This window comes from Cupriavidus sp. WGlv3, from assembly GCF_023952475.1.
In the GTDB taxonomy this organism is placed as follows: Bacteria; Pseudomonadota; Gammaproteobacteria; order Burkholderiales; family Burkholderiaceae; genus Cupriavidus; species Cupriavidus phytorum.
Genome location: NZ_JALHRX010000013.1, coordinates 41,372 through 62,206 on the forward strand (window position 1 = coordinate 41,372; position 20,835 = coordinate 62,206).

Consider the following 20,835-nt stretch of genomic DNA (forward strand, 5'->3'; position numbering starts at 1 on the left):
CATCCACCCAGCAGCTTCCAGCGAGGCCATCGCCCACCGATGAAAATCCCTTCCGCAGAATTTGTCGCCCCGCGGGACGACAACACCCGGCTGCAGAACCTGTGCGGCCCGCTCGACGAGAACCTGCGCCAGATCGAGCAGGCGCTGGACGTGACCATCCAGCGCCGCGGCCACCGCATGACCATCCGTGGCAACCACGCACAGGACACCGCGCTGGCGCTGGAGCGTTTCTACAACCAGGCGCGCACGCCGCTGTCGATCGACGACGTGCAGCTGGGCCTGGTCGAGACGCGCCAGCTCAGCGCGCATGGCAGCTACCTGCCCGGCAACGGCAATGACGACGAAGCCGAGCGCGAGGAAGGCGACGAATCGCCGGTGCTGCATACGCGCCGCACCGGCCTGCAGGGCCGCACCGTGGCGCAGCGCGACTACCTGCGCAATATCCTGTCGCACGACCTGACCATGGGCATCGGCCCGGCCGGCACCGGCAAGACCTACCTGGCGGTGGCGTGCGCGGTCGACGCGCTCGAGCGCGACGCGGTCAAGCGCATCGTGCTGACGCGCCCGGCGGTGGAAGCCGGCGAGCGGCTCGGCTTTCTGCCCGGCGACCTGGCGCAGAAGGTCGACCCCTACCTGCGCCCGCTGTACGACGCCCTGTACGACCTGCTCGGCTTCGACCGCACGCAGAAGATGTTCGAGCGGCAGATGATCGAGATCGCGCCGCTGGCGTACATGCGCGGGCGCACGCTGAACCATGCCTTCATCATCCTGGACGAGGCGCAGAACACCACGCCCGAGCAGATGAAGATGTTCCTCACGCGCATCGGCTTCGGCTCCAAGGCCGTGATCACCGGCGACACCACCCAGATCGACCTGCCCAAGGGCCAGAAGAGCGGCCTGGTGGAAGCGCAGCATGTGCTGCGCGACGTGCGCGGCATCGCCTGCACCCGCTTTACCAGCATCGACGTGGTGCGCCATCCGCTGGTGGCGCGCATCGTCGATGCCTATGACGAATATCACGCCCAGCACAAGGACGCTTAATTGAAATCGCAGAAATCCCAGTCTTCCGGCGTCAGCCTGACCCTGTTCGACGGCGAAGGCCGCGCCCGCAAGAGCGCCGCGCACGCGCTGCGCGTGCAGTTGCCCGACGGCCGCAGCCTGACGCTGGACCTGTCGCAGGCGGCCGACGGCGTGGTCGCGCTGCTGGCCGAGCACACCGATACCCACCAGCAGGCCGGCCTGCTGGTGCGCCCGGACAACCATGACGCGCTGTCGGTGGCGGTGACCTCCGCGCCACTGGCCACCACCACCGGCACCCCGGCCACGCCGGCGGCGCTGGAGCTGGAAGTCCAGCACGGCGACGGCATCGGCAAGGGCAACGGCCTGCCGGCGCGGCGCAAGCTGGAGACCTGGGTCAAGTCGGCGCTGTACGCCGATGCCGCGCTGACCATCCGCTTCGTCGGCGAGGAAGAAGGCCGCACGCTGAACCGCACCTATCGCGGCAAGGACTACGCCACCAATGTGCTGACCTTCGCCTATGCCGAGCGCGAGGAAGATCCGGTCACCGGCGACATCGTGCTGTGCTGTCCGGTGGTGGAAGCCGAGGCGCGCGAGCAGCGCAAGCCGCTCGAGGCCCACTACGCCCATCTGGTCGTGCATGGCGTGCTGCACGCGCAAGGCTACGAGCACGAAGACGACGCCGAGGCCGAGGAAATGGAAGCGATCGAGACCGAGACGCTGCAGGCGCTCGGCTATGCCGATCCTTACATGGCAGAAAAAGCAGCGCGGGCCGCGTGATGCGGCTGCCGCAGGCGGCGCCGGCAAGCGTCGCCTGCGGCACATATCAACCCCGGCCGCACCCCGCCGTCACGGGACCGACAGGCTTTTAGTGTATCCTTCAGACGATCTCCACCACGCGCTCGCCGCGAAATGAACGACCCCTATCCCAGTTCGAAGCCCGCTTACCTGAAGCAGGCCGATCGGCCCAGATCGCTGCTCGAACGCCTGTCAGACCTGATCTCCCCCGAGCCGGACACCCGCGCGGAATTGCTTGAAGTGCTCCAGGAAGCGCATGAGCGCAGCCTGATCGATGCCGATTCCCTGTCGATGATCGAGGGCGTGTTCCAGGTTTCCGAACTGACCGCCGCCGACATCATGGTGCCGCGCGCGCAAATGGATCTGGTCAATATCGCCGACGCGCCGGAGACCTTCATCCCCTTCATGCAGCAGACCGCGCACTCGCGCTTCCCGGTCTACGAAGGCAGCCGCGACAACATCATCGGCATCCTGCTGGCCAAGGACCTGCTGCGCTACTACACCGATCCCGCCTTCGACCTGCGCGAGACCCTGCGCCCGGCGGTGTTCATCCCCGAATCCAAGCGCCTGAACATCCTGCTGCGCGAGTTCCGCATCAACCGCAACCATATCGCCATGGTCGTCGACGAATACGGCGGCGTGGCCGGACTGGTGACGATCGAGGACGTGCTGGAACAGATCGTCGGCGATATCGAGGACGAATTCGACCTGGATGAAGACCAGGACAATATCCTGCCGATGCCCGACGGCAGCTGGCGCGTGCACGGCCTGACCGAGATCGCGCAGTTCAACGAAGCCTTCGGCACGGGTTTCTCCGACCACGATGTCGACACCGTCGGCGGGCTGCTGTCCAACCACGTGGGCCACGTGCCCCATCGCGGCGAGATCATCACGCTGCCGCCGATCCGCTTCGAGGTGCTGCGCGCCGACGCGCGCCAGGTGCACCTGCTGCAGGTGCACCGCGAAGCCAACGCCGACAGCGCCAGCGCGGCCAGCGCATGAAGCTGCCCGCCCCGCTCCCCAACGGCGCCGCTGCCGACGCCGGCGCCACCGGCGTGCCCGGCACGCGCGCGCCTTCGCGCGCCGCGACGCTGGCGCGGCTGCTGCTGGCCGGCGTGCTCGGCATCGCCCATACCCAGGCCTTCGCCCCGCATGACTGGTGGTGGCTGCAGATCCTGTCGCTGGCCGGCCTGGCCGCGCTGATCGCCGACGCGCCGCGCGCACGCACGGCCGGCGCCATCGGCTATGCCTTCGGGCTTGGCTGGTTCCTGTCCGGCATCTGGTGGCTCTATATCAGCATGCACGTGTACGGCGAGATGCCGTCGTGGATGGCCGCGCTGGCGGTGGTGCTGTTTTCGGGCTTCCTGTCGCTCTACCCCGCGCTGGCCGGCGCGCTCTGGCACCGGCTCACGGCACGCCTGCCCGCAGGCACGCTGATCGCTCCGCTGGCGTTCGGCGCCGCGTGGGGCCTGACTGAATGGCTGCGCGGGGTGGTGTTCACCGGCTTCCCGTGGCTGTCGGGCGGTTATGCGCACGCCGACGGCCCGCTGGCGGGTTTCGCGCCGGTGCTCGGCGTGTACGGCATCGGCGCTTTGGCCGCCGCCGTGGCGGCGCTGCTGGCGGCCGCCGTGCGCGGGCTCGGCCGTGGCGAACGGCGGCGCGCGCTGGGTGCGCTGGCGCTGGCGCTGCTGGTGCCCGCCGCCGGCGCGGCGCTGGCGCCGCTGGCGTGGACCACGCCCGCCGGCAAGCCGCTGACGGTGCGGCTGCTGCAAGGCAACGTGGCCCAGGACATCAAGTTCGAGCCCGCCGGCATCCAGCGCTCGATCGAACTGTACCGCGACATGATCACCGCGACGCCGGCCGACCTGGTGGTGACGCCCGAAACCGCGTTCCCGGTGATCCTGCAGGAGCTGCCCGTCGACGTCGCCGTCGCCGTGCGCGACTTCGCGCTGGAGAGCGGCACCACGGTGCTGTTCGGCGCCGCCGGTGCCGATTCCCCGGTCGACTTCACCAACAGCGTGTTCGGCCTGGGCCCGGAGACAGAGCGGCTGTACCGCTACAACAAGCATCACCTGGTCCCGTTCGGCGAATTCATCCCGCTCGGCTTCCGCTGGTTCGTCGACATGATGAAGATGCCGCTGGGCGACTTCCGCCGGGGTGGCCTGGACCAGGCCTCGCTGCCGGTTCGGGGCGTGCGCGTGGCGCCGAACATCTGCTACGAGGATTTGTTTGGCGAGGAGATCGCGCAGACGCTGCGCCAGCAGCCGGCGCCGGCCAACCTGCTGGCCAACCTGACCAATCTGGCGTGGTTCGGCGACACCATCGCGCTGGACCAGCACCTGCAGATCTCGCGCATGCGGGCGCTGGAAACGCGCCGCCCGATGCTGCGCTCGACCAATACCGGCATGACCGCGGTGGTGGGCCCGGACGGCTCGGTGCAGCAACGCCTGCAGACCTTCACCGTCGGCACGCTGACGGCCGAGGTGCAGGGCATGCAAGGGCTGACGCCCTATATCCGCTGGGGTAACGCGCCGGTGCTGGCGCTGATTGCGCTGGTGCTAGGCATGGCGGCCTGGCGCGCGCGCCGGGCGCGCGCGACCGGCTGAAGGCGCAAGGCCGGGCGCCGGGCGCGGCGGATCACCGCAGCGGGCCCGGTGCCGGTGGCGCGTCAGGTTCGCGCCGGCAGGTTCAGTTCAGCAGCCCGGTCACCACGGACACGGTGGCCGCGGCGATCATGACCGCGATTGCGACCAGATAAGGTTTGCGAGAAAGAAGTGCCATGATCCGAATGTCCCCATCAATAATCAATTCCTGACATACGGCTGCCGCCGGAAGACCGCGCAGCCGCCGTGCCTGCATAGCGGCACGGACCGTCAATCGCAACGCTCTGAAACGGGTTGCTTACTCTTACTGTATACAAAAACGTTATCGGCAAGCAGCGGCGCGACTTGAAATCCGCGTCAGTATTTTCCCGATGCGTTGTGCGCGGCCGACATTGGCGCACCGCCGCGCACCGCCCCGGCCATCGGTGCGTGCCCTATGCAGCCCTGCCAAACGGGGCGCCGCGCCAAAAAGCCGATAGAATTCAGGGTTTGGCAAAATCCGTATGCGGCGGCTCCGGCACGCGCTGCGCGGCCTCGGCTTGCCTCCGCTTGCCTCTACCTAGTCTTCCTATGCTGACCTTCCAACAAATGATTCTGACCCTGCAGGCCTACTGGGACCGGCAGGGCTGCGCGCTGTTGCAACCCATCGATCTGGAGGTCGGCGCCGGCACTTCCCACGTACACACCTTCCTGCGCGCGATCGGCCCCGAGCCGTGGCGGGCCGCCTACGTGCAGCCGTCGCGGCGCCCCAAGGACGGCCGCTACGGCGAGAACCCGAACCGGCTGCAGCACTACTACCAATACCAGGTGGTGCTCAAGCCCGCGCCGGAGAACATCCTGGAGCTGTACCTGGGCTCGCTCGAGGCGCTCGGCCTGGACCTGAAGCAGAACGACATCCGCTTCGTCGAGGACGACTGGGAAAACCCCACGCTGGGCGCCTGGGGCCTGGGCTGGGAAGTCTGGCTCAACGGCATGGAGGTGACCCAGTTCACCTACTTCCAGCAGGTGGGCGGCATCGACTGCAAGCCCATCACCGGCGAAATCACCTACGGCATCGAACGGCTGGCGATGTACCTGCAGAAGGTCGAGAACGTCTACGACCTGGTCTGGACCGAGTGGGTCGAGAACGGCGAGACGCGCCGCCTGACCTATGGCGACGTGTACCACCAGAACGAGGTGGAGCAATCCACCTACAACTTCGAGCACAGCAACACCGAAATCCTGTTCCGCCATTTCGCCGAGCACGAGGGCGAGGCCAAGCGGCTGATGGGCAATGGCGACGGCGCCGACGCCGCTCAGGAAACCGGCACGCGCCTGGCGCTGCCCGCCTACGAACAGGTGCTCAAGGCCGCGCACACCTTCAACCTGCTCGACGCGCGCGGCGCGATCTCGGTCACCGAACGCGCGGCGTATATCGGCCGCATCCGCAACCTGTCGCGCCAGGTGGCGCAGGCCTACTACGACTCGCGCGAAGCGCTCGGCTTCCCGATGTGCGGCCAGCGCGACGGAGCGCGGGCATGAGGCTGCTGGCGCGCGGCGCGCTGGGCTGCGCCCTGGCGCTCGCCACGCTGGCCGCGGCAGGCAATGCCGCCGGCGCGCGCGCGCAGGCCGCTCCCAGCGCACAGGTGCTGATGCTGCCGGCCGAACTGAGCAATGTGTGCGAAGCAGACCCGCAGGCGCTGCAGCTGGCGATGGCGCGCCAGTGGCGGCCATCGCTGAACGCGCTCGACCAGTGGACGCAGCTGGTGCGCTCGTTCTCGTGCGACCTGTCCGGCCAGCGCGACCTGGGCTGGCACCGGGTGCCGCTGCGCGCCTATGAAAGCGCGATCCGCTACCCGCTGACCTGGGTCGAGACGGAAACCCACAACGGCCGCACCCGGCGCAAGGTCAAGACCTACTACTCGGCCGGGCAGTTGCCGCCGAAGATCGATTTCTGGGTGGGCGGGCGCATCGACGAGATCCGCTACGACAAGCGCCTGCGCCGCATCGACGCGCGCTTCCCGGCGGCGGGCAGCCGCGGCGGCAGCAATGGCGCCGCCAGCGCCGCGGCGGCCGCGCAATGCGCCTACACCACGCTGCAATTCCGGCAACAGAACGGCCTGTGGCTGCTGTCCGGAGTCGAACCTAATCTTTCGCCGCGCTGCTGAGCCAGGCTGCGCGCGCTACAACCTGTTGGATACGATTCATGTCGCAACCCATGACCGACTCGCTGCTGATCGAACTGTTCACCGAAGAGCTGCCCCCCAAGGCGCTGGCGCGCCTGGGCGACGCCTTCGCGCAGGGCCTGTTCGCCGGCCTGGGCGAGCGCGACCTGCTTGAGCCGGGCGCCACCGTGACGCCGTTCGCCACCCCGCGCCGCCTGGCGGCGCTGGTCAGCGGCGTGCGCCGCAACGCGCCGGACCGCGAACAGCGCGAGAAGGTCCTGCCGCTGTCGGTGGCGCTTGGTGCCAACGGCGAGCCGACCGCCCCGCTGGCCAAGAAGCTGGCCGCGCTGGCCAAGTCGGTCGGCGTTGCCGAGATCGACTGGCAGTCGCTGGAGCGCGCCTCCGATGGCAAGGCCGAGGCCTTCTTCTACCGCTATACCGCGCGCGGCGCCGAGCTGGCCGCCGGGCTGCAGGCCACGCTGGAAGACACCGTGGCGAAGCTGCCGATCCCCAAGGTCATGAGCTACCAGCGCCCGGACGGCAGCACGGTGCATTTCGTGCGCCCGGCGCACAGCCTGATCGCGCTGTTCGGCGCCGAGATCCTGCCGGTGACGCTGCTGGGACTGCAGGCCAGCAACCTGACCCAGGGCCACCGCTTCCTGTCGCATGGCGCGATCGAGATCCGCCATGCCAACGAGTATGCGCAGCAACTCGAGTCCGCCGGCCGCGTGGTGGCCAGCTATGCCGAGCGCCGCGAGCGCATGCGCAGCGCGCTGCTGCAGGAAGCCGGCGCCGACCAGGTCATCATGCCCGAGGCGCTGCTCGATGAAGTCAACTCGCTGGTGGAATGGCCGGTGGTGTACGCCTGCCATTTCGAGCAAGCCTTCCTGGCGGTGCCGCAGGAATGCCTGATCCTGACCATGCAGACCAACCAGAAGTACTTTGCGCTGACCGATGCCGATGGCCACCTGCGCAACCGCTTCCTGATCGTGTCGAACCTGGCCACCGAGACGCCGCAGTCGATCATCACGGGCAACGAGCGCGTGGTGCGCCCGCGCCTGGCCGACGCCAAGTTCTTCTTCGACCAGGACCGCAAGAAGACCCTGGCCTCGCGCGTGCCGCAACTGGCCAGCGTGGTCTACCACAACAAGATCGGCACGCAGCTGGACCGCGTGCAGCGCCTGCAGCAGATCGCCGGCCATATCGCCGATGCGCTCAACGCCGCCGGCGTGGCCACCGACAAGGCCGCGGCAATGCGCGGCGCCGAACTGGCCAAGGCCGACCTGCTGACCGACATGGTGGGCGAGTTCCCGGAGCTGCAAGGCACCATGGGCACCTACTACGCCCGCCACGACGACGAAGCCGAGGACGTGGCGCTGGCCTGCTCCGAGCACTACCGCCCGCGCTTCGCCGGCGATGCGCTGCCGGCAAACGCGGTCAGCACCGCGGTGGCGCTGGCCGACAAGCTCGAGACCCTGGTCGGGATCTGGGGCATCGGCCTGCAGCCGACCGGCGAGAAGGATCCGTTCGCGCTGCGCCGCCACGCGCTGGGCGTGCTGCGCATGCTGATCGAAAAGCCGCTGGCGCTGTCGCTGTCGTCGCTGCTGGCGCTGACGCAGCAGGCCTTTGCCGGCATCGCCGCGGTCAAGCCGGCGCCCGAGGCCATCCTCGACTTCCTGTACGACCGCGTGCGCGGCTACCTGAAGGACAAGGGCTACACCACCAATGAAGTCGAGGCCGTGGTCAGCCTGCGCCCGGATCAGCTGCATGACATCCTGGGCCGCATGGAAGCGGTGCGTACCTTCGCCGCGCTGCCCGAGGCCGAGGCCCTGGCCGCCGCCAACAAGCGCATCACCAACATCCTGCGCAAGAACACCGAGCCGGTCGGCGCGGTGAACCCGGCGCTGTTCCAGGAAGGCGCCGAAGGCGCGCTGCACGCCGCCATCGAGCGCGTGCGCCCGGCCGTCGAGGCCGCCTTCGCCAGCGGCGACTTCACCGCCGCGCTGCGCGACCTGGCCCAGCTGCGCGACGCCGTCGACCAGTTCTTCAACGACGTGATGGTGATGGCCGAGGATGCGCAGCTGCGCGCCAACCGGCTGGCGCTGCTGGCCTCGCTGCATGCGCTGGCCAACCGCGTCGCCGACATCTCCAAGCTGGCCGCCTGAGCGGCGCCCGCAGCCACGCCCAAGCAACCGCCGGAGCCGCACATGCCGCAGACGCCGCCCAAGTTTGTCATCCTGGACCGCGACGGGGTGGTCAACCTCGACAGCGACCAGTTCATCAAGACCCCCGATGAATGGGTGCCGATCGACGGCAGCCTGGAAGCCATCGCCGCGCTCAACCAGGCGGGCTACCGCGTGGTCATCGCCAGCAACCAGTCCGGCATCGGCCGCGGGCTGTTCGAGATGAGCGCGCTCAACGCCATGCACGAGAAGATGCACACGGCGCTGGCACGGCTGGGCGGACGCGTCGAGGCGGTGTTCTTCTGCCCGCATACCGCCGCGGACGGCTGCGAATGCCGCAAGCCGCGCTCGGGCATGCTGGAACAGATCAGCGAGCGCTTCGGCATCGAGCTGCGCGGTGTGCCGATCGTCGGCGATTCGCTGCGCGACCTGGAAGCCGGCGTGGCGGTCGGCTGCGCCCCGCACCTGGTGCGCAGCGGCAAGGGCCTGAAGACGCTCGACAAGGGCGGGCTGCCGCCCGGCACGCAGGTGCACGACGACCTGCGCGACTTTGCCCGCTGGCTGACCGGCAACGACGGCGGCCAGCGCCAGCCGGCCCAGAGCGGCCAGAGCGGGCATGCCACAGCCGGCTGACCGAGCCTGCGGCCGACCGTCCGCACCCATTTTCTCTTTGCGCCCCCCGCATGACGTTCCTTCGTTCCCTGTTGTTCGCGCTGTACCTGCTGGTGCTGACGCCGCCCTACGCCTGTGCCTGCTTCCTGGTGTTCCCGTTCATGAATGCCGACCAGCGCTTCCGCTTCGTGCGCGGCTGGCCCCGGCTGGTCATCGGCGCCGCGCGCGTCATTTGCGGCATCCACTACCGTATCCAGGGCCATGAGCACATGGACGCCATGCTGGACAAGCCGGTGGTGCTGCTGTCCAAGCACCAGTCGGCCTGGGAAACCGTGGCCTACGTCGCGCTGATGCCCAGGCCGCTGTGCTTCGTGTTCAAGCGCGAACTGCTGCTGGTGCCGTTCTTCGGCTGGGCGCTGGGCATGCTGAAGATGGTCCATATCAACCGCAAGGAAGGCACGCGCGCGTTCGCCTCGGCCGTGCGCCAGGGCCGCGAGCGTCTTGCCGAAGGCGCCTGGATCATCATGTTCCCGGAAGGCACGCGCACCCCTTCGGGCCTGGTAAAGACGCGCTACAAGAGCGGCGGCGCGCGCCTGGCGGTGGAAACCGGTGCCTGGGTGCTGCCGATGGCGGTCAACTCGGGGCGGGTGTGGCCGCGCAACAAGTTCCTCAAGTACCCGGGCATGGTGACGATCTCGGTCGGCCCGCCGATCGCATCGGCCAACAAGACCGCCGACCAGCTCAATCAGGAAGTGGCCGACTGGATCGAACGCGACATGCGCCGCATCGATCCGGAAAGCTACCAAGTTGCGCAGCGCAGCGAGTCGGCTGCATGAAGCTGCTGCGACCCGCCTCCGACGCCGACGGCGCGCAGCTGGAGCTGCCGCTGGCGGAGGCCGTCCACGCGCCGCAGCCGGCGGCGCCGCTGGTCCCGCAGACGGAGCATCCGCAGCTGCCGCAGCAAGCGCCGGCCTGGCCGGTGCCGCAGCCCAATGCGCGCCTGCTGCGGATCGGCGAGCGGCCGCTGCACTACACCCTCAAGCGTTCCGCGCGCCGCACCATCGGCTTCACCATCGACGACCGCGGCCTGTCGATCACCGCGCCGCGCTGGGTCACGCTGGCCGATATCGAGGCGGCCATCCTGGAAAAACAGCGCTGGATCTTCAACAAGCTGGGCGAGTGGCGCCACCGCGAAGCGCGCCGCATCCTGCCCACGGTCCAATGGCGCGACGGCGCCGCCCTGCCCTTTCTCGGCCAGCCGCTGACGCTGGCGCTGGAGTCGCCGATCGGCGCGCTGCTGTTCGATGCCGACCGCCGCGTGCTGCACCTGGCACTGCCGGCCCACGCCGACGAGCAGCAGATCAAGGACCGCGTGCAGGGCTGGCTGCAGCAGCAGGCGCGCCGCCTGCTGGCCGAGCGGCTGGAGATCTATGCCGCCAGGCTGGGCGTGCGCCATACCGGCTTCGCCCTCACCTCGGCCGCCACGCGCTGGGGCAGCTGCACTGCCGACGGCAAGATCCGGCTGAACTGGCGCCTGATGCATTTCCCGCTGTCGATGATCGACTATGTCGCCGCGCATGAACTGGCGCACCTGAAGGAAATGAACCACGGCCCGCGCTTCTGGGAGACCGTGGAGTCGATCTTTCCCGAGTTCCGCGACGCCCGCGCGCAATTGCGCGCGCACCCGCCCGAGCTGCTGCCGACGTTCTGAGGGCCGCTACCGGTACTGGGACCGGTCGCGGTGGGTTTCGGCCAAAGGCACTAAAATGGCGCCTTCCTATACCGATAACAGTTGAAGGCCCTCCCATGCGACTCCTCCACACCATGCTGCGCGTCGGCGACATGCAGCGCTCCATCGATTTCTACACCCGCGTGCTCGGCATGCAGCTGCTGCGCGAGAGCGACAACCCCGAGTACAAGTACCGCCTGGCCTTTGTCGGCTACGGCCTCGAGAGCGAAACCGCGGTGCTGGAGCTGACCTACAACTACGGCGTCGACAGCTACGACCTCGGCACGGCCTACGGCCACATCGCGCTGGAGACCGACGATGCCGCGGCCGCCTGCGACCGCATCCGCGCCGCGGGCGGCAAGGTCACGCGCGAAGCCGGTCCGGTCAAGGGCGGCACCACCGTGATTGCCTTCGTCGAAGACCCGGATGGCTACAAGATCGAGCTGATCGAGCGCCATTCCACCCGCGACGCCAGCCGTCCCTGAAGGCCTGCGCCGTGAGCACGCAAGGCGTCGCGCGCCAGCCGCTCGACGGCACCGCCATTGGCCTGATGGTGGTGCTGTGCGCCGCCTGGGGACTGCAGCAGGTGGTGATCAAGGTGACCGCGCCGCTGATGGGCGCGGTGCTGCAGGCGGGCGTGCGCTCGGCGGTGGCGGCGCTGCTGGTGTTCGGCTTCGCGGCGTGGCGCGGCACCCCGCTGTGGCGGCACGACGGCACCCTCAACGCCGGCCTGCTGGCCGGGCTGCTGTTCGGCGCGGAGTTCTTCTGCATCTTCGTCGGCCTGGGGCACACCACGGCGTCGCGCATGGCGGTGTTCCTGTACACCGCGCCGATCTTCACCGCGCTGGGACTGCATGCGGTGGTGCCGGGAGAACGGCTGCGTCCCGGCCAATGGCTGGGCGTGGCCCTGGCGTTCGCGGGCATGGCGCTGGCCTTTGCCGATGGCATCGCCGCGCCGTCGGCGCAGGGCAGCACGCTGCTGGGCGATGCGCTCGGCATCCTCGCCGGCGCGCTGTGGGCGGCCACCACCGTGGTGGTGCGCGCCAGCCCGCTGGCCGGTGCGCCGGCCAGCAAGACGCTGCTGTACCAGCTGGCGGTGTCCGCGGTGATGCTGCTGGGCATGGCGGTGGCCGGCGGCCAGACCGCCACCGTGCAGATCGACGGCGTGGTGCTGGCCAGCCTGTTCTACCAGTCGGTGCTGATCGCCTTTGCCAGCTATCTGGCCTGGTTCTGGCTGCTGCAGCGCTACCTGGCGTCGCGGCTGTCGGTGTTTTCCTTCCTGACGCCGCTGTTCGGGGTCGCCTTCGGCGTGGTGCTGATGCACGACGCCGTGGGCCCGCGCTTTGCGGTGGCGGCGGTGCTGGTGCTGGCGGGGATCGTGCTGGTGAACCGGCGGGCGTGAGGGGCAAACCCTCAGCCCGCCAGCGTGATCAGCGGCGCGACTCGAACGAGAACATGCCGAGCGCGTCGCGCACTTCTTCCAGCGTCTGCTGGGTCAGCGCGCGCGCCTTCGCGGTGCCCTGGCGCAGGATGTCGAAGACATAGTCCGGATCCTTGGCCAGCGCTTCGCGGCGCTCGCGGATCGGGGTCAGCATGTCCTGCAGCACGCCCTCGATGCGGCGCTTGAGCACCATGTCGCCGAGACCGCCGCGCTGGTAGTGTTCCTTCAGCGCCTGGACTTCCTCGGTGTTCGGGTCGAACGCATCCAGGTAGGTGAACACCACGTTGCCCTCGACCTGGCCGGGGTCCGCCACGCGCAGGTGGTTGGGATCGGTGTACATGCTGTGCACCGCGGCCTTGATCTGCTCGGGCGCTGCCCCCAGCGCGATCGCGTTGCCCATCGACTTGCTCATCTTGGCCTTGCCGTCGACGCCGGGCAGGCGGCCGAACTGCGGAATCATCGCCTTGCACTCGGGCAGCACGTCGCGGCCGACCTGGTGGTTGATGCGGCGCACGATCTCGTTGGTCTGCTCGATCAGCGGGGCCTGGTCCTCGCCCACCGGCACCACCTCGGCCTTGAAGCCGGTGATGTCGGCGGCCTGCGAGGCCGGATAGCACAGGAAGCCGGCCGGGATGTCGCGGCCAAAGCCGCGTGCCTGGATCTCTTCCTTGATGGTCGGGTTGCGCTCCAGCCGCGCCACCGTGACGAAGTTCAGGTACATCAACGTCAGCTCGGCCAGCGCGGGCAGGTGCGACTGCACCGTGATGGTGGTCTTGGCCGGGTCGATGCCGACCGCCAGGTAGTCCAGCGCCACCTCCAGCACGTTGCGGCGCACCTTGTCGGGATCGTGCGCGTTGTCGGTCATGGCCTGGGTGTCGGCCAGCAGCAGGTATTGCTCGTGCGAATCCTGCAGCGCGACGCGGCTCTTGAGCGAGCCGACGAAGTGGCCGAGGTGCAGCGGGCCGGTGGGACGGTCGCCGGTCAGGATCACGGGACGCCGGTTGGTTTGGCTGGTTTGGGCTGTCATGGGACGGTCTTGCACGGAAATAGTCGCGGGAGAATCGGGATGCTTTGGGATGCGGGAATTCGGCTGCCGCGCTCAGGCGGCCTGGCCCGAGGGCTTGTCGCCCAGGCGCCGGGCCAGCTCGACATACTCGCCGACCGGCACTTCCTCGGCGCGCCGGCCCAGGTCGAAGCCCATGGCATCGAAATCGACCTGGTCGCGCAGGAACGACAGCGTGTTGCGCAGCACCTTGCGCCGCTGCGAGAACGCCGCCGTGACCACGTCGCCGAGCACGGTGATGTCGCAATCGGCATGCGGCGAACGCAGCCGGCCGTCGCCGTGGCGCGGCCACGGGATCATGCGGACCACGGCGGAGTCGACCTTGGGCGGCGGATTGAAGGCGCCCGGCGGCACGTCCAGCACGTGCTCCATGTAGTAGCGCACCTGCAGCATGATCGACAGCCGGCCGAAGGCCTTGCTGCCGGGCTCGGCCACCATGCGCTCGACCACCTCCTTTTGCAGCATGAAGTGCTGGTCGTGCACGTGGTCGGCGAACTCCATCAGGTGGAACAGCAGCGGGCTCGAAATGTTGTACGGCAGGTTGCCGACGATGCGCAGCGGGCGGCCCGGCACGGCCAGCTTGTCGAAGTCGAAGTCGAGCGCGTCGCCGGCGTGGACCTGCAGGCGGTCGCCATAGCGGCGGCGCAGCCGTTCGACCAGGTCGCGGTCCAGTTCGACCACCTGCATCTGCGGGATCCGCTCGAGCAGCGGGTCGGTCAGCGCGCCCAGCCCCGGCCCGATCTCGACCAGCACGTCGCCGGCCTGCGGGCTGATGGCATTGACGATGCCGTGGATGATGGTGTCGTCGACCAGGAAGTTCTGCCCGAATCGTTTGCGGGCCACATGGCCCTGGTGCACGTTAGAACGCATGATGTATTAGTCCGGCGTCAGCATGGCGGCTGCGTGCCGGAAGGGGTATGGCCCGGGGCAGCGCCGCCTGGCCGTCGGCCGTTGGCGTGGCCAGACATGATAACCGCCGTGCGGATGGCCTCGATCATGCTGCCGTGCTCGGCCTGGCCGGTGCCGGCGAGATCGAGCGCGGTGCCGTGGTCCACCGACGTGCGGATGAAGGGCAGCCCCAGCGTGATGTTCACGCCGTGGCCGAAGGTGCCGTACTTGAGCGGCGCCAGCCCCTGGTCATGGTACATCGCCAGCACGCAGTCGGCATCGCGCAGGTGGCGCGGCTGGAACAGCGTGTCGGCCGGGAACGGCCCGCGCGCGTCGATGCCGGCATCCTTGGCCTGCGCCAGCGCGGGCGCGATGATGTCGATCTCTTCGCGGCCCATGTGGCCGCTTTCGCCGGCGTGCGGATTCAGGCCCGTGACCAGGATGCGCGGCCGCGCGATGCCGAAGCAGCGGCGCAGGTCGGCATCGATGATCGCCAGGGTCTCCACCAGCAGCGGCACCGACAGCGCATCGGGCACCGCGCGCAGCGGCAGGTGGGTGGTGGCCAGCGCCACGCGCAGCATGGCGTCGTCGTGCGCCGGCTGCGGGCCGGCCAGCATCATCACCACGCGCGGCACGCCGGCGCTGTCGGCAAGGTATTCGGTATGGCCGGTGAAGGGCACGCCGGCGTCGTTGATGGTGCTTTTCTGCACCGGCGCGGTGACCATCGCGGCATAGCGGGGCGCGGCGCCGCCGTGGGCGCGGCAGCCGTCGATGGCGGCATCGAGCAGCTTCAGCACATAGCGGCCGTTGCGCGCGTCGAGCCGTCCGGCCTCGCACGCCACCGCCAGCGCGATGTCCTCGACCACCACGCCGCCGTCGGCAAGGCGCCGCTCCCAGGCGTGGGTGACGCCCAGCGCCTCGGCCCGCTCGGCCAGCAGGCGGGCATCGCCCAGCACATGGAAGCGGTAGGCTCCGCCGTCAAAGCCATGGTTGGCGCCCGCCAGCTGCAGCAGCGCCGCGATGGTGATGTCGGGGCCGATGCCGGCGGGTTCGCCGGTGGAAATGGCCAGGGCTAGCGGGTCGGGCATGTCGGCTTGGCGCTGAGGGGCTGACGGGCGGGCGGACGGGACCGGCGCGTCAGCGCTGCCGGTTGACCCGGTACTCCACGTACGCCTGCGAGCGCAGCTGGCGCACCCAGTCATCATAGGCGGCGCGCAGCTTCTGTTCGCGCACTTCGGCACGGGCGAAGTCGCGCTGCTTCTCCGGCGACAGCTCGGTCTCGCGGCGATTCAGCACCTGGATCAGGTGCACGCCGAACTGCGTGACCACCGGCTCGGAAATCTCGTTCGGGCGCAGCCGGCTCATGGCCTGCTCGAACTCGGGCACCAGCTCGCCCGGCGACACCCAGCCCAGATCACCGCCGTTCTGCGCCGAGCCGTCCTGCGAGAAGCGCTTGGCGGCATCGGCAAAGTCGCCGCCATGGGTGATGCGGTCGCGCAGCGTGCCGAGCTGGCGGCGCGCCTCGGCCTCGGGCATGTTGGGGCCGGTGCGGATCAGGATGTGGCGCACTTGGGTCTGCGTGATCTTGCCGGCCGCGGCCGGGCTCGAGGCCGGCGCCGCGCGCTTGGCCACCAGCTTGACCACGTGGAAGCCGGCGGCGCTCTCGACCACCTGCGGCGCCACCGCGCCCGGCTGCAGGTCGACCACGGCATTGGCGAACAGCGCCGGCAGGCGGCCGATTTCGCGGAAGCCCATGGCGCCGCCCTGGGCCGCTTCCGGGCCTTCGGAACTGGTTTGCGCCAGTTGTGCGAAGTCGGCACCGCCCTGGGCCTGCTTGAGCAGCTCCTCGGCCTTGGCGCGCAGCGCCTGCTTCTGCGCGTCCGAGGCATTCTCGGGCACGCGCACCAGGATCTGCGCCATGTTGTATTCGGTCGGGCCGCCGGCCGCGCCCTGGCCGCCGCGCGCCGCCAGGTAGTTGTCGATCTCGCCGTCGTAGACCTGCACCTTGGAGTCGACCTCGCGCTCGCGCAGGCGGATCACCTGCACCTGCTTGCGCAGCTCGTCGCGGTACTTGGTCCAGGTCATGCCGCTGCCCTCGACCCGGCGGCGCAGCTCGGCCGCGTTCATCTGGTTCTGCTGCGCCACCGATTCGATGGCGCGGTCGACTTCCTGGTCGGTCACGCGGATGCCGGCGTCCTGCGCGGCCTGGGCCTGCACGCGCTCCATCACCAGGCGCTCGAGCACCTCGCCCAGCAGGTCAGCGCGCGCGGGCACCGGACGGCCGCCGGCACGCAGCTGGCTCTCGATCTCGTCGGCCCGGTCAAGCAGTTCGCGCCGCGTGATCACGCTGTTGTTGACCACCGCCACCACTTCGTCGATCAGCTGCGAGCGCTTCTGGCCGCCGGCCTGCGGCACGCCGAGCTTGGGCTGGCTGGACGGCGCGGTGACGTCGGACGCCTGCGGCACGAAGATGCCGCTGGCGCGCGGCGCCCCCGACGATCCCGGCGCCTTCAGTTGCGCGGCAGCCGGCACCGCCATCGCGGCCAGCACGGCCGGCAGCAGCAGCCGGTGCCAGGACGTCAGCAAAAAGGAAAACACGGCGAATTCTTGACGTTTCATCGTAATCCGTCATTCATAGTGATCGAACTGGGTCGTCGGCACCGGCTTGGCCGAGACCGGCTCGTAGCCCGGCACGTTCAGGCGCAGGATGTTCAACGGGTTGGACCCGATCTTGGAAAGGCCACGGAACTCCACCTGCAGGAAGACCCGCCCGGTGTAGCCCTGGGTGGTGTTGCGGAAACGCTGGTAGACCACGCGGCCGACCCAGCAGTCCGCGGCGTACTCGACGCCGGCGAGCGCATCGACCATCTGGCTGGCGGTCAGGTCGAAGGCGAAGCGCGCGATGCCGTAGGCCCGGCGCGTGATCGGCCACTGGCTCGACAGCTCGAACTGGTCGATCGCGGTATTGTCGGTCACCGAGGTCGGCCGGCGGTAGCGGTAGCCGGCGTTGAACACCTTGCGCGACTCGGGGCGGTAGGTAAACGCCACGTTGCCGTAGCTGATCCGGTCCGAATCGGGGTTGTACTGCACCCCCGCATCCAGATAGTAGCCGCGGAACAGCTGGATGGTGGTGGCGGCGAGCAGGTCCGACGAGCCCGACTTGGGATCGGCCAGCGTGCCGTTGAGCTGCACGCGCTGCCCGGTGAAGTCATAGCGCTGCGCAATGGTGCCGCGGAAGCGTTCGATGCCGGTATCGGACTCGATCAGGCGCGTGGTCACGCCGCCGGTCAGCTTGTTGTTGTCGGCAATGCGGTCGTAGCCGGTGAACGGGTTCTCGCTGAAGATCTGCCCGTAGCCGAAGTCGGACTGCACCGTGTCGAACAGCGGGAACTGGCTCTGGTCGCGGAACGGCGTGTAGACGTAGAACAGGCGCGGCTCCAGCGTCTGCACGTAGTTGACCCCGAACAGGCGGCTGATGGTCGGCGCGTCGCGCTCGAAGGTCATGCCCGAATCCAGGCTGACGGTCGGGATCGCGCGCGACAGGTTGTTCTGCGCGGTCGGCGTATTGGTGGCCGCTTCCATCTGGTACTGCGCGGCGTTGAACGACACCTTGGGCGTCACGTACCAGCCCGCGCGCACGATCGGGTAGCTGATGCTCGGCTGGAAATACATGCGCTCGCCCTGCGGCTGCTGGAAGCCGGTGGACGTCAGCGGGATGCGGAAGCGGGTGTAGTCGGCTTCCATCTGCACGTCGAAGCCGCCCAGGTCATAGCGGATGTACTTGCCGTTCAGCTGCGGCACGCGCTCGTACGAGGGCTCGCTGGGCCGCAGCGTCTGGAACTTCTGCACCCGCGCCAGCAGGGTGAAGTCCTGCCAGTTGTAGGTGACGCCACCCTCCTGCGTGTACTGCCGCAGCGTCGATTGCGACACGCTGCGGTTGAAGTCGTCCGGGTAGCGGTCGTCGGACACCCGGTTCAGGTTCAGGTAAGCGGCCAGGCCCGGCGCCAGCCGCTGGGTGTGCTGCAGCGAATAGGCCCAGCGGTTCGAGTTGGTCTTCTTGTCGTCCGGCAGGAACTCCGCGCGCAGGCGCCCGGAGTAGGTCTCGCTCAGGTAGCGGTATTCGCCGCCGAGCTGCAGCCCGCGTTCGGTCATCAGCCGCGGGTAGATGGTCAGGTCGCGGTTGGGCGCGATATTGACGTAGTACGGCGCGGTCACGTCGAAACCCGACTTCGAGCTGTAGCCCATCAGCGGCGGCAGGAAGCCGCTGCGGCGGTCGTCGTTCAGCGGGAAGCTGAACGCGGGCGCGGCCGCGACCGGCACGCCGAAGAAGTTCAGCACGCCGCCGTAGGCCACGCCCACCTGGCGGTCGCTGTCCAGGTCGATCCGGTTGGCGCTGAAATACCAGTCGGCATTGTCGGGCGAGCAGGTGGTGTACGACGCCTGCCGGGCCATGCTGCGGTTCTGGTCGAGGAAATCGATGCGCTCGGCCTTGCCGGTGCCGCCGGTCTGCTGGAAATAGTAGTCCGGCGACAGCATGTAACCTTCGTTGGCCTCGACCCTGAGCCGCGCTTCCGGGCCCACCGCCAGCGTGCCGCCGCGCGACATGCGCACATTGCCCTGCGCGAAGGCCTCGTCGGTGTCCTGGTCGTAGCTCAGCTTGTCGCCCTTGACCACGCCGCCGTCGCGGCGCAGTTCGGCATGGCCTTCGAGTTCGACGCCGCGCTCGCTGTAGCCGGTCATGCGGTCGGCTTCGATGAAGGTGGGGGCGTCGGGATCGGACTCGCCCCTGGCGGCGGGCTCGGCCAGGCGCGGCACCAGTTCGCCGGACTCCACCGGCAGCGGCGGCGCCGGCGGCGCGGCTTCGAACACCGGCTCGACCTGGTCGAGGTCGGGGATCGCCGAGCCGGTCATCTGCCCATGGGCGCCGGCCGACAGGCCGGCCATGGCCAGCACCAGCGGGCGCAGCGCGCCCGCGTGCAGGCCGCCGCCGCGCCTGGCTCGGGCCGGGGCGCGGGAGAAAGCAGGCGAAGGCAAGGCCCTGTTGTTCGGTGATCGTTGTGATTCGGTCATTCGCACGGGTGGTCAGTCTCGGCACGGGCAGCGGCTCGCCTGCAGGCCGCCAGGCCCCCGCCGGGGCAGGCTGCGGGGCAACGCGGCCCCTCCCGGAGGCCACCGGCGCCCCGGTCTGGTCGGGTATTATACGGGGCAACCCGGGGTGCTCTTGCCGCTTACTTCCGGTTTCATTTCCGGTGTCATCGAGGGCTTTCACTTTCGTTCCGCCCCCGCGCCCCATCCCCACACGTACCTCCGACAAGTACCTGTATGGCAGCTCTTCCCCACGACCCGCGCCTGGACCAGCTCAAGGCCTGGGTGGCCGGACTCGGACCGGCATGGTCCGCCGATCCCGATTCCTGCGTCCCGGCCTCGGCCGATGCCAGCTTCCGGCGCTATTTCCGCGTCCGCACCGGCCATCGCGCGCATCCCACCGCAATCGTGATGGACGCCCCGCCCGCGCACGAGGACTGCCGCCCGTTCATCCATGTCTGCGGGCTGTTCGGCGCCGCCGGCGTGACCGTGCCGACGGTGCTGGCGCAGGACCTGGACCAGGGCTTCCTGCTGCTGGCCGACCTTGGAAGCCAGACTTACCTGTCGAAGCTGGACGATTCCTCCGCGCACGGCCTCTACACCGACGCCGCCGCCGCGCTGGTCCGGATCCAGGCGGCCACGCGCCCCGGCGAGCTGCCCGCCTACGACCGCGCGCTGCTGCAGCGCGAACTCGACCTGTTCCCGCAGTGGTACGTGGCCAGGCACCTCGGCGCCACGCTATCCGAGGCTCAGCAGGCCGACTGGCACGAAGTGGCGGAGGCGCTGCTTGCCAACAACCTCGCCCAGCCCCGGGTCTACGTGCACCGCGATTTCCACTCACGCAACCTGATGGTGCTCGAGGGCACCGCCAACCCGGGCGTGCTGGACTTCCAGGACGCGGTGACCGGCCCGATCACCTACGATGCGGTGTCGCTGTGGCGCGATGCCTATATCGAATGGGATGAAGAGCAGCAGCTGGACTGGCTGATCCGCTACTGGGAACGCGCGCGCAAGGCCGCGCTGCCGGTCAACGCCGATTTCGGCGAGTTCTACCGCGACTTCGAGTGGATGGGGCTGCAACGCCATCTCAAGGTGCTGGGGATCTTCGCCCGCCTGTACCACCGCGACGGCAAGGACGGCTACCTCGCCAACCTGCCGCTGGTGATGAAGTACACGCGCCAGGTGGCCGGGCGCTATACCGAACTGCGCAAGCTGATCCGCCTGCTGGACGCGCTCGAAGGCGTGTCCAGCCCGGCCGGCTATACGTTCTGA

Annotated in this window: 19 protein-coding genes; 13 read left to right on the plus strand and 6 right to left on the minus strand. The window is 69.1% G+C overall.

The genetic code is table 11. The features are described from left to right. Nucleotides 1-39 precede the first annotated feature (39 nt). From MKD38_RS20655 to lnt, 4 genes are all read left to right on the plus strand, one after another. Nucleotides 40-1,041 (plus strand): PhoH family protein, encoded by a 1,002-nt coding sequence (locus MKD38_RS20655; RefSeq protein WP_252679522.1) that lies wholly within the window; start codon nt 40-42, stop codon nt 1,039-1,041. Next, nucleotides 1,042-1,797, plus strand: coding sequence for an rRNA maturation RNase YbeY (gene ybeY / locus MKD38_RS20660; RefSeq protein WP_252679524.1), 756 nt, complete (start codon nt 1,042-1,044; stop codon nt 1,795-1,797). Nucleotides 1,798-1,929: 132 nt separating this feature from the next. Next, the gene (locus MKD38_RS20665) at nt 1,930-2,817 is read left to right on the plus strand and encodes a CorC family transporter (RefSeq protein ID WP_252679527.1); all 888 of its coding nucleotides are present in this window, start codon (nt 1,930-1,932) and stop codon (nt 2,815-2,817) included. Next, nucleotides 2,814-4,421: an apolipoprotein N-acyltransferase gene (gene lnt / locus MKD38_RS20670; protein WP_252679528.1), complete on the plus strand. Its 1,608-nt coding sequence runs from the start codon at nt 2,814-2,816 to the stop codon at nt 4,419-4,421. The genes MKD38_RS20665 and lnt overlap by 4 nt, the downstream gene beginning before the upstream one ends. An 82-nt stretch (nt 4,422-4,503) precedes the next feature. Here lnt and MKD38_RS20675 read toward each other — a convergent pair whose 3' ends face one another. Next, complete coding sequence (locus MKD38_RS20675) at nt 4,504-4,692, minus strand: hypothetical protein (protein ID WP_252679530.1); 189 nt, start codon at nt 4,690-4,692, stop codon at nt 4,504-4,506. Nucleotides 4,693-4,988: 296 nt separating this feature from the next. On the opposite strand from MKD38_RS20675, the gene glyQ reads away from it, so the two are divergent. The 8 genes from glyQ (at nt 4,989) to MKD38_RS20715 (ending at nt 12,488) form a co-directional block, all read left to right on the plus strand. Next, nucleotides 4,989-5,939, plus strand: coding sequence for a glycine--tRNA ligase subunit alpha (gene glyQ / locus MKD38_RS20680; RefSeq protein ID WP_252679531.1), 951 nt, complete (start codon nt 4,989-4,991; stop codon nt 5,937-5,939). After that, nucleotides 5,936-6,565: a hypothetical protein gene (locus MKD38_RS20685; protein ID WP_252679532.1), complete on the plus strand. Its 630-nt coding sequence runs from the start codon at nt 5,936-5,938 to the stop codon at nt 6,563-6,565. Before glyQ ends, MKD38_RS20685 begins: the two co-directional genes overlap by 4 nt. A 38-nt stretch (nt 6,566-6,603) precedes the next feature. After that, the gene (gene glyS, locus MKD38_RS20690; protein ID WP_252679533.1) at nt 6,604-8,727 is read left to right on the plus strand and encodes a glycine--tRNA ligase subunit beta; all 2,124 of its coding nucleotides are present in this window, start codon (nt 6,604-6,606) and stop codon (nt 8,725-8,727) included. Nucleotides 8,728-8,769: 42 nt separating this feature from the next. Then, nucleotides 8,770-9,378, plus strand: a complete 609-nt coding sequence (gene gmhB, locus MKD38_RS20695) for a D-glycero-beta-D-manno-heptose 1,7-bisphosphate 7-phosphatase (RefSeq protein WP_252679534.1) — start codon at nt 8,770-8,772, stop codon at nt 9,376-9,378. A gap of 50 nt (nt 9,379-9,428) precedes the next feature. Then, nucleotides 9,429-10,193, plus strand: a complete 765-nt coding sequence (locus MKD38_RS20700) for a lysophospholipid acyltransferase family protein (protein WP_252679535.1) — start codon at nt 9,429-9,431, stop codon at nt 10,191-10,193. Then, entirely contained in the window at nt 10,190-11,068 is an 879-nt protein-coding gene (locus MKD38_RS20705) for a M48 family metallopeptidase (RefSeq protein WP_252679536.1), read from the plus strand. Before MKD38_RS20700 ends, MKD38_RS20705 begins: the two co-directional genes overlap by 4 nt. A gap of 95 nt (nt 11,069-11,163) precedes the next feature. After that, entirely contained in the window at nt 11,164-11,571 is a 408-nt protein-coding gene (gene gloA, locus MKD38_RS20710; RefSeq protein ID WP_252679538.1) for a lactoylglutathione lyase, read from the plus strand. Nucleotides 11,572-11,636: 65 nt separating this feature from the next. Beyond that, on the plus strand, nt 11,637-12,488 hold the full coding sequence (locus MKD38_RS20715) for a DMT family transporter (protein ID WP_256505665.1): 852 nt from the start codon (nt 11,637-11,639) through the stop codon (nt 12,486-12,488). A gap of 28 nt (nt 12,489-12,516) precedes the next feature. Here the strand turns inward: MKD38_RS20715 and trpS are convergent, their stop codons facing one another. The 5 genes from trpS to MKD38_RS20740 form a co-directional block, all read right to left on the minus strand. Beyond that, on the minus strand, nt 12,517-13,554 hold the full coding sequence (trpS, locus tag MKD38_RS20720) for a tryptophan--tRNA ligase (RefSeq protein ID WP_252679542.1): 1,038 nt from the start codon (nt 13,552-13,554) through the stop codon (nt 12,517-12,519). 72 nt (nt 13,555-13,626) lie between these two features. After that, a complete protein-coding gene (rsmA, locus tag MKD38_RS20725) occupies nt 13,627-14,460 on the minus strand; it encodes a 16S rRNA (adenine(1518)-N(6)/adenine(1519)-N(6))-dimethyltransferase RsmA (RefSeq protein WP_252679544.1) in 834 nt (277 codons plus the stop codon). Between the two features lie 17 nt (nt 14,461-14,477). Further along, entirely contained in the window at nt 14,478-15,566 is a 1,089-nt protein-coding gene (pdxA, locus tag MKD38_RS20730; RefSeq protein WP_252679546.1) for a 4-hydroxythreonine-4-phosphate dehydrogenase PdxA, read from the minus strand. A gap of 49 nt (nt 15,567-15,615) precedes the next feature. Continuing rightward, entirely contained in the window at nt 15,616-17,097 is a 1,482-nt protein-coding gene (locus MKD38_RS20735; RefSeq protein WP_252679548.1) for a peptidylprolyl isomerase, read from the minus strand. A 9-nt stretch (nt 17,098-17,106) separates the two neighbouring features. Further along, on the minus strand, nt 17,107-19,548 hold the full coding sequence (locus MKD38_RS20740) for an LPS-assembly protein LptD (protein ID WP_252679550.1): 2,442 nt from the start codon (nt 19,546-19,548) through the stop codon (nt 17,107-17,109). Nucleotides 19,549-19,800: 252 nt separating this feature from the next. Between MKD38_RS20740 and MKD38_RS20745 the strand changes: the two genes are divergently transcribed. Beyond that, nucleotides 19,801-20,835 carry an aminoglycoside phosphotransferase family protein gene (locus MKD38_RS20745; protein ID WP_252679552.1) on the plus strand — a complete coding sequence of 345 codons (1,035 nt, stop codon included), beginning with the start codon at nt 19,801-19,803 and terminating at the stop codon, nt 20,833-20,835.